Annotated in this window: 17 protein-coding genes; 6 read left to right on the top strand and 11 right to left on the bottom strand. The window is 63.4% G+C overall.

Translation table 11 applies throughout. From position 1 onward, the window contains the following. Window positions 1-2 precede the first annotated feature (2 nt). Together glyS and glyQ are read right to left on the bottom strand one after the other, a co-directional pair. Window positions 3-2057 carry a glycine--tRNA ligase subunit beta gene (gene glyS / locus AC2CQI_RS20375; RefSeq protein WP_484577705.1) on the bottom strand — a complete coding sequence of 685 codons (2055 nt, stop codon included), beginning with the start codon at window positions 2055-2057 and terminating at the stop codon, window positions 3-5. Further along, window positions 2054-3001, bottom strand: a complete 948-nt coding sequence (glyQ, locus tag AC2CQI_RS20370; protein ID WP_075802064.1) for a glycine--tRNA ligase subunit alpha — start codon at window positions 2999-3001, stop codon at window positions 2054-2056. Before glyQ ends, glyS begins: the two co-directional genes overlap by 4 nt. An 82-nt stretch (window positions 3002-3083) precedes the next feature. Between glyQ and AC2CQI_RS20365 the strand changes: the two genes are divergently transcribed. Both AC2CQI_RS20365 and AC2CQI_RS20360 read left to right on the top strand, forming a co-directional pair. Beyond that, a complete protein-coding gene (locus AC2CQI_RS20365; RefSeq protein WP_075802056.1) occupies window positions 3084-3635 on the top strand; it encodes a DNA-3-methyladenine glycosylase I in 552 nt (183 codons plus the stop codon). 39 nt (window positions 3636-3674) lie between these two features. After that, the gene (locus AC2CQI_RS20360) at window positions 3675-4562 is read left to right on the top strand and encodes a lysophospholipid acyltransferase (protein ID WP_075802055.1); all 888 of its coding nucleotides are present in this window, start codon (window positions 3675-3677) and stop codon (window positions 4560-4562) included. Window positions 4563-4649: 87 nt separating this feature from the next. On the opposite strand, the gene AC2CQI_RS20355 is transcribed toward AC2CQI_RS20360, so the two are convergent. Genes AC2CQI_RS20355 through def form a run of 5 tightly spaced genes read right to left on the bottom strand, consistent with a single transcriptional unit; the run spans window position 4650 to window position 9178 of the window. Further along, entirely contained in the window at window positions 4650-4964 is a 315-nt protein-coding gene (locus tag AC2CQI_RS20355; RefSeq protein ID WP_484577704.1) for a tetratricopeptide repeat protein, read from the bottom strand. Window positions 4965-4975: 11 nt separating this feature from the next. After that, complete coding sequence (gene trkA / locus AC2CQI_RS20350; protein WP_075802053.1) at window positions 4976-6349, bottom strand: Trk system potassium transporter TrkA; 1374 nt, start codon at window positions 6347-6349, stop codon at window positions 4976-4978. Window positions 6350-6373: 24 nt separating this feature from the next. Then, entirely contained in the window at window positions 6374-7684 is a 1311-nt protein-coding gene (rsmB, locus tag AC2CQI_RS20345; RefSeq protein WP_484577703.1) for a 16S rRNA (cytosine(967)-C(5))-methyltransferase RsmB, read from the bottom strand. After that, window positions 7681-8613: a methionyl-tRNA formyltransferase gene (fmt, locus tag AC2CQI_RS20340; RefSeq protein ID WP_484577702.1), complete on the bottom strand. Its 933-nt coding sequence runs from the start codon at window positions 8611-8613 to the stop codon at window positions 7681-7683. Before fmt ends, rsmB begins: the two co-directional genes overlap by 4 nt. A gap of 58 nt (window positions 8614-8671) precedes the next feature. Continuing rightward, window positions 8672-9178, bottom strand: a complete 507-nt coding sequence (gene def, locus AC2CQI_RS20335) for a peptide deformylase (protein WP_075802050.1) — start codon at window positions 9176-9178, stop codon at window positions 8672-8674. Between the two features lie 197 nt (window positions 9179-9375). Here def and dprA point away from each other — a divergent pair, with 197 nt between their 5' ends. After that, the gene (gene dprA / locus AC2CQI_RS20330) at window positions 9376-10473 is read left to right on the top strand and encodes a DNA-processing protein DprA (protein ID WP_484577701.1); all 1098 of its coding nucleotides are present in this window, start codon (window positions 9376-9378) and stop codon (window positions 10471-10473) included. A 37-nt stretch (window positions 10474-10510) separates the two neighbouring features. After that, window positions 10511-11068, top strand: coding sequence for an L-threonylcarbamoyladenylate synthase type 1 TsaC (gene tsaC / locus AC2CQI_RS20325; RefSeq protein WP_075802048.1), 558 nt, complete (start codon window positions 10511-10513; stop codon window positions 11066-11068). A gap of 120 nt (window positions 11069-11188) precedes the next feature. Here tsaC and AC2CQI_RS20320 read toward each other — a convergent pair whose 3' ends face one another. Then, window positions 11189-12166 carry an NADPH:quinone reductase gene (locus tag AC2CQI_RS20320; RefSeq protein WP_484577700.1) on the bottom strand — a complete coding sequence of 326 codons (978 nt, stop codon included), beginning with the start codon at window positions 12164-12166 and terminating at the stop codon, window positions 11189-11191. Window positions 12167-12321: 155 nt separating this feature from the next. On the opposite strand from AC2CQI_RS20320, the gene hemF reads away from it, so the two are divergent. Both hemF and aroE read left to right on the top strand, forming a co-directional pair. Continuing rightward, window positions 12322-13248, top strand: a complete 927-nt coding sequence (gene hemF / locus AC2CQI_RS20315) for an oxygen-dependent coproporphyrinogen oxidase (RefSeq protein ID WP_075802046.1) — start codon at window positions 12322-12324, stop codon at window positions 13246-13248. A 56-nt stretch (window positions 13249-13304) separates the two neighbouring features. Continuing rightward, complete coding sequence (gene aroE, locus AC2CQI_RS20310; RefSeq protein WP_484577699.1) at window positions 13305-14126, top strand: shikimate dehydrogenase; 822 nt, start codon at window positions 13305-13307, stop codon at window positions 14124-14126. Window positions 14127-14262: 136 nt separating this feature from the next. On the opposite strand, the gene AC2CQI_RS20305 is transcribed toward aroE, so the two are convergent. The 3 genes from AC2CQI_RS20305 to AC2CQI_RS20295 form a co-directional block, all read right to left on the bottom strand. Beyond that, a complete protein-coding gene (locus tag AC2CQI_RS20305; RefSeq protein ID WP_484577698.1) occupies window positions 14263-14748 on the bottom strand; it encodes a hypothetical protein in 486 nt (161 codons plus the stop codon). A gap of 326 nt (window positions 14749-15074) precedes the next feature. Next, entirely contained in the window at window positions 15075-15575 is a 501-nt protein-coding gene (locus AC2CQI_RS20300; RefSeq protein ID WP_144443541.1) for a hypothetical protein, read from the bottom strand. Window positions 15576-15627: 52 nt separating this feature from the next. Next, window positions 15628-16116 (bottom strand): hypothetical protein, encoded by a 489-nt coding sequence (locus AC2CQI_RS20295; RefSeq protein WP_484577697.1) that lies wholly within the window; start codon window positions 16114-16116, stop codon window positions 15628-15630. Window positions 16117-16300 lie beyond the last annotated feature (184 nt).

The following is a 16300-nucleotide window of genomic DNA, read 5'->3' as shown; positions in this document are numbered from 1 at the left end:
GCTTACCCCAGCAGCGAGATGTCGGCCACGCCCAGGAACAGACCGCGCAGGCGGCTGAGCAGGGCATAACGGTTGGCACGCACGCTGGCGTCCTCGGCATTGACCATCACCGCTTCGAAGAACGCGTCCACAGGCTCGCGCAGGGCGGCCAGGCGTGCCAGCGATTCGGTGTACTGGCGCGAGGCGGCCATCGGCTGCACGGCCTGGTCGGCCTGCTGGATCGCCGAGTACAGCGAGAACTCGTTGGCGTTGTCGAAGTACTTTGGCTCGACGCTGCTGGCGATGCTGCCTTCGAACTTGCTCAGCAGGTTCGACACGCGCTTGTTCACCGCGGCCAGGGCCTCGGCTTCCGGCAGCTTGCGGAACGCCTGCACGGCCTGCACGCGCTGGTCGAAGTCCAGGGCGGAGCCCGGCTTCAGGGCACGTACCGACAGGTAGGTGGCGACGTCGATGCCTTCGTCTTCGTAACGCGCACGCAGGCGGTCGAAGATGAACTCCAGCACCTGCTCGGCCAGGCCGGCAGCCTTGACCTTGGCACCGAACTGCTCGACGGCGAAGTTCACCGCGCCGGTCAGGTCCAGGTCCAGTTGCTTCTCGATCAGGATGCGCAGCACGCCCAGGGCCGCGCGACGCAGGGCGTAGGGGTCTTTGGAGCCGGTCGGCAGCATGCCGATACCGAAGATGCCGACCAGGGTGTCGAGCTTGTCGGCGATGGCCACGGCCGCACCGGTCAGGGTCGATGGCAGTTCGGCACCGGCACCGCGCGGCATGTACTGCTCGTTCAGGGCCAGGGCGACGTCTTCCGGCTCGCCGTCGTTCAGCGCGTAGTAGTAACCGGCAACGCCCTGCATTTCAGGGAATTCGCCGACCATCTCGGTGGCCAGGTCGCACTTCGACAGCAGGCCGGCACGGGCCGCACGCTGCGGGTCGCCGCCGATCTTGCCGGCGATGAAGGCGGCCAGCTTGCCAACGCGCTCGGCCTTGTCGTAGACGCTGCCCAGCTGGGCCTGGAAGACCACGTTCTGCAGGCGATCATTGAAGCTGGCCAGCGGCTGCTTCTTGTCCTGCTTGAAGAAGAACTCGGCGTCGGTCAGGCGCGGACGCACGACCTTCTCGTTGCCTTCGATGATCTGCTTCGGATCGCGGCTCTCGATGTTGGCCACGGTGATGAAGCGCGGCAGCAGCTTGCCGTCGACGTCCAGCAGGCAGAAATACTTCTGATTGTCCTGCATGGTGGTGATCAGGGCTTCCTGCGGCACTTCGAGGAAACGCTCCTCGAACGAGCACACCAGCGGCACTGGCCACTCGACCAGCGCGGTCACTTCGTCCAGCAGCGCCGGCGGCACGATGGCGGTGCCTTCCTGCTGCATGGCCAGCTCGGCGGTGCGCTTGCTGATCAGCTCGCGGCGCTCGTTGAAATCAGCCAGGACGTAGGCCTTGCGCAGGTCTTCCTGGTAGTTGGCCGGGGCCGAGATGCGCACGTTTTCCGGGTGGTGGAAGCGGTGGCCACGGGACTCGCGACCGGAGGTCTGGGCGAGGATGGTGCAGTCGATGACCTCGTCACCGAGCAGCATCACCAGCCACTGGGTCGGACGCACGAACTCTTCCTTGCGGGCACCCCAGCGCATGCGCTTGGGAATCGGCAGGTCGTTCAGCGAGTCTTCGACGATGGTCGGCAGCAGGCTGGCGGTGGCCTTGCCCGGGATGTGCTGGGAGAAGCGCAGCTTGGCGCCGCTCTGGTCGATCTCGGAGAGGTCGACACCGCACTTCTTGGCGAAGCCCAGGGCGGCCTGGGTCGGGTTGCCGTCGGCGTCGAAGGCGGCCTGGCGCGGCGGGCCGTCAACGTTGATGCTGCGGTCCGGCTGCTGGGTGTCCAGGTCGCGGATCAGCACGGCCAGGCGGCGTGGTGCGGCGTAGACGTGCTTGGCGCTGTAGTTCAGGCCGGCGGCCTGCAGGCCTTTCTCGATGCCGGCGAGGAACGCGTCGCCCAGGCTCGACAGGGCTTTCGGTGGCAGTTCTTCGGTGCCCAGTTCAACCAGGAAATCTTGAGCACTCATTCCGCAGCCTCCAGCTTGGCCAACACTTCGTCACGCAATTCGGGGGTCGCCATCGGGAAGCCGAGACGGGCACGGGCTTGCAGGTAGCTCTGGGCAACGGCCCGGGCCAGGGTGCGCACGCGCAGGATGTAGCGCTGGCGCTCGGTCACCGAGATGGCCCGGCGGGCGTCCAGCAGGTTGAAGGTGTGCGAGGCCTTGAGGACCATTTCGTAGGTCGGCAGCGGCAGTTCCAGCTCGATCAGGCGGTTCGCTTCGCTTTCGTAGAAGTCGAACAGTTCGAACAGCTTCTCGACGTTGGCGTGCTCGAAGTTGTAGGTCGACTGCTCCACTTCGTTCTGGTGGAACACGTCGCCGTAGGTGACCTTGCCGAACGGACCGTCGGTCCAGACCAGGTCATAGACCGAGTCGACGCCCTGCAGGTACATGGCCAGGCGCTCGAGACCGTAGGTGATCTCGCCGGTGACCGGCAGGCACTCGATGCCGCCGACCTGCTGGAAGTAGGTGAACTGGGTGACTTCCATGCCGTTGAGCCAGATTTCCCAACCCAGACCCCAGGCGCCGAGGGTCGGCGATTCCCAGTTGTCTTCGACGAAACGCACGTCGTGCACAAGCGGGTCGAGGCCGATGGCCTTCAGCGAGCCCAGGTACAGCTCCTGGAAGTTCGCCGGGTTCGGCTTCAGGACCACCTGGAACTGGTAGTAGTGCTGCAGGCGGTTGGGGTTTTCGCCGTAGCGACCATCGCCCGGGCGACGGCTTGGCTGGACATAGGCGGCGTTCCAGGTTTCAGGGCCTACGGCGCGCAGAAACGTGGCGGTATGAAAAGTGCCGGCGCCCACTTCCATATCGTAGGGCTGAAGCACCACACAACCTTGCTCGGCCCAGTACTGCTGGAGCGCGAGGATCAAGTCTTGGAAGGTACGCACGGCTGGCGTAGGCTGGCTCACGAAATTCACCTGTTTCTAGGGCTGCGAATATAAAGAGCGGGAGTATAACCCGATTCGCCCCGGCCTCTACCCATGGTGCTTTATGCCACGATGCTTTTGGTGTACCGACGATCCGCTGTACCAGGCTTATCACGACCACGAGTGGGGCACGCCGCAGCGCGACGCGGGGCAGCTATTCGAGATGCTTTTGCTCGAAGGGTTCCAGGCCGGCCTTTCGTGGATCACCGTCTTGAAGAAACGCCAGCGTTACCGGGAGGTGCTGTTCGGCTTCGATCCGCACCGGCTGGCCGAGATGACCGACGAGGAAATCGAGGAGCGCATGCTCGACCCGGGCATCATCCGCAACCGCCTCAAGCTCAATGCCGCCCGGCGCAATGCCCGGGCCTGGCTGGCGTTGGAAGACCCGGCGGCGCTGCTCTGGTCCTTCGTCGGCGGGCAGCCGAAGGTCAATCATTTCGCCGGTCGTGGCGAGGTGCCGGCGGTCACCGATGAGGCCAAGGCCATGAGCAAGGCCCTGCAGAAAGCCGGCTTCACTTTCGTTGGCCCGACCATCTGTTATGCCTTCATGCAGGCCACCGGCATGGTCATGGACCACACCACAGATTGCGATCGATACGCCGCCCTGCTGCGCTGACGGTTACAATGCCCGGCTTGTGTATGGAGGAACCTGCCTGTGGATAAATTCAAGGGCGCCTTGATGGTCGGGGCGTTGCGACTGTTTGCCAAGCTGCCGTGGGGCGCGGTGCAGCGCGTCGGCGCGGCCATCGGCTGGATCATGTGGAAAGTCCCGAACAGCTCCCGCGAGGTGGTACGCATCAACCTGGCCAAGTGCTTCCCGGAGATGGACCCGGTCGAGCGCGAGAAGCTGGTGGGCCGCGCGCTGATGGATATCGGCAAGTCCTTTACCGAAAGCGCCTGTGCCTGGATCTGGCCGGCGCAGAAGTCGATCGACCTGGTGCGTGAAGTCGAGGGCCTGGAAGTGCTGCACGAAGCCCTGGCCTCGGGCAAGGGCGTGGTGGGCATCACCAGCCACCTGGGCAACTGGGAAGTGCTCAACCATTTCTATTGCAGCCAGTGCAAACCGATCATTTTCTACCGGCCGCCGAAGTTGAAGGCTGTGGATGACTTGCTGCGCGAGCAGCGGGTGCAGTTGGGCAACCGCGTCGCGCCTTCGACCAAGGAAGGCATCCTGAGCATCATCAAGGAAGTGCGCAAAGGCGGTCAGGTGGGGATTCCGGCGGATCCGGAGCCGGCCGAGTCGGCGGGGATCTTCGTGCCGTTCCTCGGGACCAGGGCGCTGACCAGCAAATTCGTGCCGAACATGCTGGCCGGGGGCAAGGCGGTGGGGGTGTTCCTGCATGCCCTGCGGCTGCCGGATGGCAGTGGTTTCAAGGTGATTCTCGAAGCGGCGCCTGATGCGATGTACAGCACCGATACCGAGACCTCGGCAGCGGCGATGAGCCAGGTTGTGGAAAAGTATGTGCGGGCCTATCCAAGCCAGTACATGTGGAGCATGAAGCGCTTCAAGAAGCGGCCGGCGGGAGAGGCTCGCTGGTACTGAGGGCCTCATCGCTGGCAAGCCAGCTCCCACAGGTATTGCGTGCGCCGCAGACCCTGTGGGAGCTGGCTTGCCAGCGATGAATTCAACTCAATTGCCGGCTTTGTCCAGCTTCTTCAAAAACACCACCATCTCCTTCTCGGCCTGCTTGTCCCCATGAGCCTGCGCCGCCGCGATCCCCCGCTCCCAGGCCTCCCGCGCCGCCGAGTTATCCCCAGCCGCCACCCAGGCCTTGCCCAGCAGCTTCCACGCCGCCGAATACTTCGGGTCCAGCTCCACACACCGCGCCAGATGCACCGCCGCTTCCGCGCCATTGCCCTCATCCAGCCACGACTTGCCCAGGCCAAAGCGCAGCAGGGCGTTATCCACACCCTTGGCCAGCATCTTTTCCAGCGATTCGCGCACGGTGTCGCTCCTTAGAAGAACGTCAGGCCGACGTGGAACAGCTTTTCCACATCGCGGATGTACTTCTTGTCCACAACGAACAGGATCACATGGTCACCCGTGCGGATCACCGTATCGTCGTGGGCGATCAGCACTTCCTCGTCGCGGATGATCGCGCCGATGGTGGTGCCCGGCGGTAGGTTGATGTCTTCAATGGCCTTGCCCACCACCTTGCTCGACTTCGAATCGCCATGGGCAATCGCCTCGATCGCCTCCGCCGCACCCCGGCGCAGCGAGTGCACGCTGACGATATCGCCACGCCGGACGTGGGTCAGCAGGGTGCCGATGGTCGCCAACTGCGGGCTGATGGCGATATCGATCTCGCCGCCTTGCACCAGGTCGACATAGGCCGGGTTGTTGATGATGGTCATCACCTTGCGCGCACCCAGGCGCTTGGCCAGCAGCGAGGACATGATGTTGGCCTCGTCGTCGTTGGTCAGGGCCAGGAAGATGTCGGCGTCGGCGATGTTCTCTTCCAGCAGCAGGTCGCGGTCCGAGGCGCTGCCCTGGAGGACCACGGTGCTGTCGAGGGTGTCCGAGAGGTAGCGGCAACGCGCCGGGCTCATCTCGATGATCTTCACCTGGTAGCGGCTTTCGATGGCCTCGGCCAGGCGCTCGCCGATCTGCCCGCCACCGGCGATGACCACGCGCTTGTTGCCCTCGTCGATCCGTCGCAGCTCACCCATCACCGCGCGGATATCGGCCTTGGCGGCGATGAAGAACACTTCGTCGTCCGCCTCGATCACTGTATCGCCCTGCGGCAGGATCGGCCGGTCACGGCGGAAGATCGCCGCCACCCGGGTATCCACGTTGGGCATGTGCGCGCGGATCTGGCGCAGTTGCTGGCCCACCAGCGGCCCGCCGTAGTACGCCTTGACCGCCACCAACTGGGCCTTGCCCTCGGCGAAGTCGATCACCTGCAGGGCGCCGGGGTGTTCGATCAGGCGCTTGATGTAGTGGGTGACCACCTGTTCCGGGCTGATCAGCACGTCCACCGGAATGGCTTCGTTGTCGAACAGGCCGGCGCGGGTCAGGTAGGCCGACTCGCGCACCCGGGCGATCTTGGTCGGCGTATGGAACAACGTATAGGCGACCTGGCAGGCGACCATGTTGGTCTCGTCGCTGTTGGTCACCGCTACCAGCATGTCGGCGTCGTCGGCGCCCGCCTGGCGCAGGATGGTCGGGAACGAGCCGCGGCCCTGGACGGTGCGGATATCCAGGCGGTCGCCCAGGTCACGCAGGCGGTCGCCATCGGTATCGACCACGGTGATGTCGTTGGCTTCGCTGGCCAGGTGTTCGGCCAGCGTGCCGCCGACCTGCCCCGCGCCGAGGATGATGATCTTCATCCGCTGTCCCCTTCCCTATTCCTGTTAACCGCGCGCGGCGGCGATCTTGATCAGCTTGGCGTAGTAGAAACCGTCATGCCCGCCTTCCTGGGCGAGCAACTGGCGACCGTGGGGCTGGCGGATGCCGGCGTCGGTGGCCAGGTCCAGCTCGCGGGCGCCGGGGGTGCGGTCGAGGAAGGCCGCGATCACCTCGGTGTTTTCCGTGGGCAGGGTCGAGCAGGTGGCGTAGAGCAGCATGCCGCCGACTTCGAGGGTCGGCCACAGGGCGTCGAGCAATTCGCCCTGGAGGCTGGCGAGGGCGGCGATATCGTCGGCCTGGCGGGTCAGCTTGATGTCCGGGTGACGGCGGATCACGCCGGTGGCCGAGCACGGTGCATCCAGCAGGATGCGCTGGAAGCCCTTGCCGTCCCACCAGCTGGCAGTATCGCGCGCGTCGCAGGCGATCAGCTGGGCGTCGAGGCCGAGACGGTCGAGGTTCTCGCGCACACGGGTCAGGCGCTTGGCTTCGAGGTCGATGGCGACCACGCCGGCCAGCTTGTCTTCGGCTTCGAGCAGGTGGCAGGTCTTGCCGCCGGGAGCGCAGCAGGCGTCCAGCACCCGTTGGCCGGGGGCCAGTTCCAGCAGGTCGGCGGCCAGTTGCGCGGCTTCGTCCTGCACGCTGATCCAGCCCTGGTCGAAACCGGGCAGGTTGCGCACGTCGCAGGCTTCGGCAAGGACGATACCGTCGCGGCTGAACTGGCACGGCGCGGCGTCTATGCCGGCTTCACCCAGCAGGCCGAGGTAGGCGTCGCGGCTGTGGTGGCGGCGGTTGACCCGCAGGATCATCGGCGGGTGGGCGTTGTTGGCGGCGCAGATGGCTTCCCACTGTTCCGGCCAGAAGGCCTTGAGCGACTTCTGCAACCAGCGCGGGTGGGCGGTGCGCACCACCGGGTCACGTTCCAGCTCGGCGAAGAGCTCCTGCCCTTCCCGTTGCGCACGACGCAGCACGGCGTTGAGCAGACCCTTGGCCCACGGCTTCTTCAGCTTGTCGGCACAGCCCACGGTCTCGCCGATGGCGGCGTGCTCCGGGACGCGGGTGTAGAACAGTTGGTACAGGCCAACCAGCATCAGCGCATTCACATCGGCGTCGGCGCTCTTGAACGGCTTCTGCAACAGGCGCTCGGCCAGGGCCGACAGGCGTGGCTGCCAGCGAGCGGTACCGAAGGCGAGGTCCTGGGTCAGGCCGCGGTCACGGGCCTCGACCTTGTCCAGTTGCGCGGGCAGGGAACTGTTCAGCGAAGCCTTGCCGCTGAGCACGGCGGCAAGGGCGCGGGCGGCAGCCAGACGTGGGTTCATTGGCCGAGCACCGTGCCGCTGGCGAACTTCTCGCGACGGCTGTTGAACAGGTCGCTGAAGTTCAGGGCCTTGCCGCCGGGCAGTTGCAGGCGGGTCAGGCACAGGGCGCCTTCGCCGCAGGCGACGATCAGGCCGTCCTTGCTCGCGGAGAGGATTTCACCCGGCGTGCCCTTGCCGTCGGCAGGCTTGGCGGCTAGCACCTTGAGGGCTTCGCCGTCGAGGGTGCTGTGGCAGATCGGCCATGGGTTGAAGGCACGCACCAGGCGCTCCAGCTCGTCGGCCGGGCGGCTCCAGTCGATGCGCGCTTCGTCCTTGTTCAGCTTGTGTGCATAAGTCGCCAGGGCATCGTCCTGCACTTCGCCGGGCAGGGTGCCAGCGTCGAGGCCGGCGATGGCTTCCAGCACGGCGGGCGGGCCGAGTTCGGCAAGGCGGTCATGCAGGGTGCCGCCGGTGTCTTCGGCGCTGATCGGGGTGCTGACCTTGAGCAGCATCGGCCCGGTATCCAGCCCGGCTTCCATGCGCATCACGGTCACGCCGCTCTCGGCGTCGCCCGCCTGCACGGCGCGCTGGATCGGCGCCGCACCGCGCCAGCGTGGCAGCAGCGAGGCGTGGCTGTTGATGCAGCCGAGTTTCGGAATATCCAGCACCACTTGCGGGAGGATCAGGCCGTAGGCCACCACCACCATCAGGTCCGGCTGCAGCGCGGCCAGTTCGGCCTGGGCCTCGGCATTGCGCAGGGTCGGCGGTTGCAGCACCGGGATGCCGTTATCCACAGCCAGTTGCTTGACCGGGCTCGGCATCAGTTTCTGTCCGCGACCGGCCGGACGGTCCGGCTGGGTGTAGACGGCGATGATTTCGTGCTGGCTGGCCAGCAGGGCCTTGAGGTGTTCGGCGGCGAACTCGGGGGTGCCCGCGAAGACGATGCGCATGCAGTTCTCGCTTAAAAGAAAAAGGCTTGCCGGAGCAAGCCTTCAGGAGTGAGGAGGATCAAGCTTGCTGGCGGTGCTGCTTTTCCAGCTTCTTCTTGATGCGGTCGCGTTTGAGCGTGGACAGGTAGTCGACGAACAGCTTGCCGTTGAGGTGGTCGCACTCGTGCTGGATGCACACGGCCAGCAGGCCTTCGGCGATCAGCTCGTAGGGCTTGCCGTCGCGGTCCAGGGCCTTGACCCGGACTTGCAGCGGACGGTCGACGTTCTCGTAGAAGCCCGGCACCGACAGGCAGCCTTCCTGGTACTGGCCCATGTCGTGGGTCAGTTCTTCCAGCTCGGGGTTGATGAACACCCGCGGCTCGCTGCGATCTTCGCTGAGGTCCATGACCACCACGCGCTTGTGCACGTTGACCTGGGTGGCGGCGAGGCCGATGCCCGGCGCGTCGTACATGGTTTCAAACATGTCATCCACCAACTGGCGGATGGCGTCGTCCACTTCCGTCACCGGTTTGGCGAGGGTGCGAAGGCGCGGGTCCGGGAATTCGAGGATGTTCAGAATGGCCATAGGCGTATGAGCTGCACTGTGCGATGGGTGACAAACATGAACGCACATAATAAAGGGATTCCACGGATTCGGCACCTGTGAAAAGGTTGGCCGGGGTTGAAAACCCGGCTTTCGCCGCGAGTTGTCAAAGCATTATCAACAGAGTTATCCACAGGTTGTGAAGTGTGGATGGCCGCCGAAAGATCAAGGATGGTCTGATGTCTTGTGCTGAATTTCCCACCTGTCCGCCCGCCGAGCTGGAAGCGCGTTTGCGCTTGCAGCGCTTGCCTGGAGTCGGCGCGCAACGTTTTTTCAAATTGATACAGGCCTTCGGCAGTGCCTCGGCGGCGCTCAGTGCGCCGGCTTCTGCGTGGCTGGCGCTGGGCCTTCCACAAGAGGCCCATGAGGCGCGGCGCTGTGTCGAAGTACGAGACGGCGCTGGCGCTGCAATGCGCTGGCTAGAGCAGCCGGGCCAGCATTTGCTGATGTGGGACGATCCGGCCTACCCCGGCTTGCTTGCAGAAATCCCGGACCCGCCGCCCCTGCTGTTCGTCGCCGGCAATCCCGTGCTTGTGGATAAACCGCAACTGGCGATCATCGGCAGTCGCCGTGCTACGCCCCCGGCGTTGGGTACCGCCGCGGCCTTTTCGCGGAGCCTGGCCCAGGCCGGTTTCGTCATCACCAGCGGGCTGGCGCTGGGCATCGACGGCGCCGCGCACCAGGCTGCCGTGGATGCCGGTGGTGCGACCATCGGCGTGCTCGGCACCGGGTTGGAAAAACTTTATCCACAGCGTCATCGCACCTTGGCACGGCGCATGCTCGACAGCGGCAGTGCGCTGGTCTCGGAGTTTCCGCTGGATGCCGGTCCGCAGCCGGCCAACTTCCCCCGGCGCAATCGCATCATCAGCGGTTTGTCCCTGGGTGTGCTGGTGGTGGAGGCCAGCCTCGCCAGCGGCTCATTGATCACGGCGCGGCTGGCGGCGGAACAGGGGCGCGAGGTGTTCGCCATTCCCGGCTCGATCCACCATCCCGGCGCCAAGGGCTGTCACCAGCTGATCCGCGACGGCGCGTTGCTGGTGGAGAGCATCGAGCAGATCCTCGAAAGCCTGCGCGGCTGGCAGAACCTCTCGCCGGCGCCTGTGGATAAACCCGCCCATCCGTTGCTGGCGCTGTTGATCGCAGCGCCGCAGACCAGCGAAGCCCTGGCCCGAAGCAGCGGCCAGCCATTGGCCAAGGTGCTGGCTATGCTCACAGAACTGGAACTGGACGGCCGGGTGTGCAATGAAGCCGGACGTTGGTTTGCCCGTCCCGGCTAAGTACACTGCGCCCCAGCCTTGAAGCGGAGTGACAGAAATGGTGAACAGTTGGCGTGCGCTACAAGCCGCGCGGGAAATCCGGGCCGGAGCGGTGATTGCCTATCCGACCGAAGCGGTCTGGGGCCTGGGCTGTGACCCATGGAACGAAGAGGCGGTGGATCGCCTGCTGGCGCTGAAATCGCGCTCGGTGAACAAGGGGCTGATCCTGATCGCCGACAATATCCGTCAGTTCGACTTCCTGTTCGAAGACTTCCCGGATGTGTGGATCGACCGCATGAGTGCCACCTGGCCGGGGCCGAATACCTGGCTGGTGCCGCATCAGGGGTTGTTGCCGGAGTGGATCACCGGGGTGCATGACACGGTGGCCTTGCGGGTCAGTGATCACCCGCTGGTGCGCGACCTGTGCTCGTTGGTGGGGCCGCTGGTGTCCACCTCGGCCAACCCGGCCGGGCGTCCGGCGGCGAAGAGCCGGTTGCGGGTGGAGCAGTATTTCCATGGCCAACTGGACCTGGTGCTCGGTGGGGCGCTGGGGGGCAGGAAGAATCCGAGTGTGATTCGGGATCTGGCCAGTGGTGAGGTGGTTCGGGCCGGGTGATTTTTGGTGGGGCTGATGGCCCTATCGCTGGCAAGCCAGCTCCCACAGGGTAAGCGGTGTACGCAATACCTGTGGGAGCTGGCTTGCCAGCGATGAGGCCATCAGCCACACCACAAAAAATCAGGGAATCAGAACAGTCGACCCCACGGTCTTCCTCGCCGACAACTCGCTCTGCGCCTTCGCCGCCTCCGCCAGCGGATAGCGCTGCTGGATATCCACCTTCACCTTGCCACTGGCGATCATCCCGAACAGCTCGTTGGCCATCGCCTGGGTGTTCTCGGCGTTGTTGGCATAGCTCGCCAGGGTCGGCCGGGTCACGTACAGCGAGCCCTTCTGCGCCAGGATCCCCAGGTTCACCCCGCTCACCGCACCCGAGGCGTTGCCGAAGCTGACCATCAGGCCACGCGGCGCCAGGCAATCCAGCGAGGTCAGCCAGGTGTCCTGCCCGACGCCGTCGTACACCACCTTGCACTTCTTGCCGTCGGTCAGTTCCAGCACACGCTTGGCCACGTCTTCGTGGCTGTAGTCGATGGTCGCCCAGGCACCCAGGGCCTTGGCCCGCTCGGCCTTATCCGCCGAACTCACGGTACCGATCAGCTTCGCGCCAATCGCCTTCGCCCACTGGCAGGCCAGCGACCCGACGCCGCCCGCCGCGGCGTGGAACAGAATGATCTCGCCAGGTTGCACATCGTAGGTCTGGCGCAGCAGGTACTGCACGGTCAGGCCCTTGAGCATCACCGCCGCCGCGTCTTCGAAGCTGACGCTTTGCGGCAGCGACACCAGGTTGGCCGCCGGCAGTTCATGCAGCTCGCTGTACGCACCCAGCGGGCCGCCGGCGTAGGCCACGCGATCACCGACCTTGAAGCGGCTCACACCCTCGCCCACGGCCTCGACCACACCGGCCGCCTCGGTACCCAGGCCCGACGGCAGGCTCGGTGGCGCATACAGGCCGCTGCGGAAATAGGTATCGATGAAATTCAGACCGATGGCGTGGTTACGCACAAGGACATTGCCCGGCGCAGGCGCCTTGGGCTCGAAATCCACGAGGGTCAAAACCTCGGGGCCGCCATGCTCGTTGAACTGGATACGCTTGGCCATCTGCTCTCTCCTGAGACGTCGGGAAAGGGCCTATCGGACGCCTTTTGCTTGACCGCCGTCAACTACGGAGGGCACATGCACGGTGGTATGCTACGCGGCAAATTTTTCCGCCGGATCCCGCCCGGGCCGGCCCAAGCCCGCTTCAAGGTGACCTGATGACTAGCCGCACCGAGGCCGTGAAAGCCTACCTGCTCGACCTGCAAGACCGGATTTGCGCCGCCCTGGAAAACGAAGACGGCGGCGCCCGCTTCGTCGAGGACGCCTGGACCCGCGAGGCTGGCGGCGGCGGTCGGACCCGGGTGATCGGCGACGGCAAGGTCATCGAGAAAGGCGGCGTCAACTTCTCCCACGTCTTTGGCAGCGGCCTGCCGCCGTCGGCCAGCGCCCACCGCCCGGAACTGGCCGGCCGTGGCTTCGAAGCCCTCGGCGTGTCGCTGGTGATCCACCCGCACAACCCCCACGTGCCGACTTCCCACGCCAATGTGCGCTTCTTCATCGCCGAGAAGGAAGGCGAGGAAGCGGTCTGGTGGTTCGGCGGCGGCTTCGACCTGACCCCGTACTACGGCAACGAAGAAGACTGCGTGCACTGGCACCGCGTCGCCGAACAGGCCTGCGCGCCGTTCGGGGCCGACGTCTATCCGCGCTACAAGGCCTGGTGCGACCGCTACTTCCACCTCAAGCACCGTGGCGAGCCGCGGGGCATCGGCGGCCTGTTCTTCGATGACCTGAACGAGTGGGACTTCGACACCTGCTTCGCCTTTATCCGCGCCATCGGTGACGCCTATGTCGAGGCCTATCTGCCGATCATCCAGCGCCGCAAGAACGACGCCTGGACCGCTGAACAGCGGGAATTCCAGGAGTACCGTCGTGGTCGCTACGTCGAGTTCAACCTGGTCTACGACCGCGGCACCCTGTTCGGCCTGCAGTCCGGCGGGCGTACCGAGTCCATCCTCATGTCGCTGCCGCCGCAAGTGCGCTGGGGCTACGACTGGAAGGCGCAGCCGGGCAGTGCCGAAGCGCGCCTGACCGAGTATTTCCTCACCGATCGCGACTGGCTGGGTCTGGACAACACCGGGCACTGAGCCCATTGTGCACACCCGTTTGCCCGGTCGCCGGGCCTGATTCAGGAAGCGCGTGAATGGACCAGTACGTTGTATTCGGCAATCCCATCGGCCACAGCAAGTCGCCGCTGATTCATCGGCTGTTTGCCGCCCAGACCGGCGAGGAACTGGAATACGACACCCTGCTGGCGCCATTGGATGACTTCACCGCCTGCGCCCAGGGCTTCTTCAAGCAAGGCCTGGGCGCCAATGTCACCGTGCCGTTCAAGGAGGAAGCCTTCCGCATGGTTGACAGCCTGACTCCGCGGGCCAAGCGCGCTGGCGCGGTGAATACCCTGAGCCGTCTGGCTGACGGCAGCCTGCAGGGCGACAACACCGACGGTGCCGGGCTGGTGCGTGACCTGACGGTGAATGCCGGGGTCGAGCTGGCGGGCAAGCGCATCCTCTTGCTGGGTGCGGGTGGTGCTGTGCGGGGTGTGCTCGAACCGCTGCTGGCGCACAAGCCGGCGTCCCTGGTGATCGCCAACCGTACCGTGGAAAAGGCCGAGCAACTGGCCCGCGAATTCGCCGACCTCGGCCCCGTTGCGGCCAGTGGTTTCAGTTGGCTGAAAGAGCCGGTGGACCTGATCATCAACGCCACCTCGGCGAGCCTGGCCGGCGAACTGCCGCCGATTGACCCGGGGCTGATCCTGCCGGGCCAGACCGTCTGCTACGACATGATGTATGGCAAGGAGCCGACGCCGTTCTGCGTCTGGGCCAGCGAGCATGGCGCGGTGCAGGTGCTGGATGGGTTGGGAATGCTGGCCGAGCAGGCGGCGGAAGCGTTCTTTATCTGGCGCGGGGTGCGTCCGGAGACGGCGCCGGTGCTGGCGGAACTGCGGCGGCAACTGGCGCGTTGACTCGCAGGCGCCAGCCGACGTGATGGCCTGGGAAAATACGGCCAGGCTGAGGGTGTAGGGGGCTTCCAACTGTTCATTGTCCGGACCGTTAAAGTGATCTGAACAGAGCGCAGGTCAGACACCCTTGATCGCGGAATTATTGGCTTGTCATCCTTATCTGGGTCGAAGCAGAAAGATCACAAACGGTGTCGTACACCGCCAGCCGCACGTTACTGTAGGTTCCTGGGGAACCGGCAGGCGTGGAGAACTCACTGGCTGTTGAGCTCGGACTATATTGCGACCCCCAGGCGAATGCCATTTGCCCGCTGGGCGTTGTCGAGCCGCTGGCATCAGCATACAGCGTGTTGCCTGTCTGGCGCTGCTTGACGTTTATGCTGATGGCTTTCTTCTGGATGATTGCTCGTTCGGCACTTTCACGCAGGGCTAATATTTCTAACGGACTAAGCTTTCTAAACTCCTCTTCTGAGCGACCCAGTCTATCGTCGTCATAACCGTATTTTAGATAATTATCGTAATCCTGCTTTGATTGGAAGCAAGATTCCGGCATTGCGGCATGGGTATAAGCCGAGGTGCCGGAGAGGACGACGAGAAAGGCGAATTTGGTGAATTTCTGAATAGCCATTTTTAAACGCTCACTTAGTTTAATTGAAGCTAACGAAAACGAACCTGTTCGTGGTGCTTATGGTGAAATCGGACTGGATAGTTTACAACTGACATAAATATCGGTTGCAGAGGGCCGGGAGCTAAACTAACACCTTGTTCAGCTTCAGGCCGGGTTGAAGCGTGGGCTGATGACCTGAGCGCCATGCGGGTTTGTCCAATACCTTGAACCGGCCTGCTCATCGTCGGGCGGCTCACGGATACCAGTAGCAACCTTATTGCCATCGTATTTCCGTGAGCGTTAGTGTCTGGAGTGCTGTTGTGTCTCATGGCTACTAGTGGTATCGATCAATTATAGGTCGTGGTGACCTTTTTACTTTCGGTGTGTCCACATACCGGATCCTTGACGATCAACAGGATGCCAGCAGTGCCGCTCGATCCTGAAACCTCAGTGGAGACTTTGCTATCTCCGGCTCTGAAGTGAGTAGGGTCATTTCCCCAGGCGAACTCGATCTGGCCGCTTGGGGTCGTGGAACTGCTGGCATCGATGGTGACCAGGTTGTCCGTTCGGCTGCTTGTGGTTTTTATGACTATTTCCTTTCGCTTGGCGGGTCCATGTTCGTAATCTTTCAAGGCTTTCGCGTGGGCGGTAGGGCCCATGTAGATCATGCCGGTAGTTGCGGAAGGTACAGGCTTTGACGGCGCCTCGTCGCCATACTCTTGATATATCTCATAGTCTTTTTGGGTTTGGAAGCAACTCGCTGGCGCTGTGTTAGCGGCATAAGTTTCGGCGCAGTACGAAACAGTAAGTGCACACATCGAGGCGATTGGAATCATTCTGGATTTCATTTTTCAGACGCTCCTGAATACTCGTAAAAAAACGTAGCTGATCGACGGCTTTTTACTTGTTAGTCATCCTGACTTGCGTGGATGCTGATACCTCGCACACCGGGTCCGTGACAGTGAGTTGAATGTTGCTATACGTTCCAGAGGCTCCGCCTTTAATAGAGTATTCGGCAGTCGTGGAAACGATGTCAGAGCTGCCCCATGAAAATGCTTTCTTGCCACTGGGTGTAGTTGAGTTGCTGGCATTGGCGATTATCTTCTCACCGGGGGATGCTTGTGTCTGAGTGACGCGAATCGAGACGCTCGCCTTTTTTCCTCGCCCGTATTGATACTCGTCGATCTGAGCATCATGTTTGTCCCACTCTTCTTCGGTTGGGTCAGCGGAAAGACGATCAGGCTCTGGAGGGCCTTCTTCTCCGTACTTTAACCAGAGTTGATAATCTTTCTCAGATTGAAAGCACGCCTGTGGATAAGCGGCATGAGCACTCATTGACATAAACAGGCAGAAAAAAACTGACGGTATCAAGGCTTTGGTGATGTCCATGGCTAAACGCTCCCTCGTATCAAAAGGCGAACGAAAGCGAATCTGTCCGTGATACCCACGCTAATCTCGCGAGCCTCCGCACGCAACTGACAGAAGTATCAGTTGCAGAGGGTCGGAAACTGAACTAACGACTTGTTCTGCTTGAAGAGTGTCCAGATAACCTGAGCGACATGCGGGCTTGAAT

It is taken from the genome of Pseudomonas sp. P2S-1 (assembly GCF_057197725.1).
This window is presented reverse-complemented; position numbering and strand designations above follow the sequence as displayed.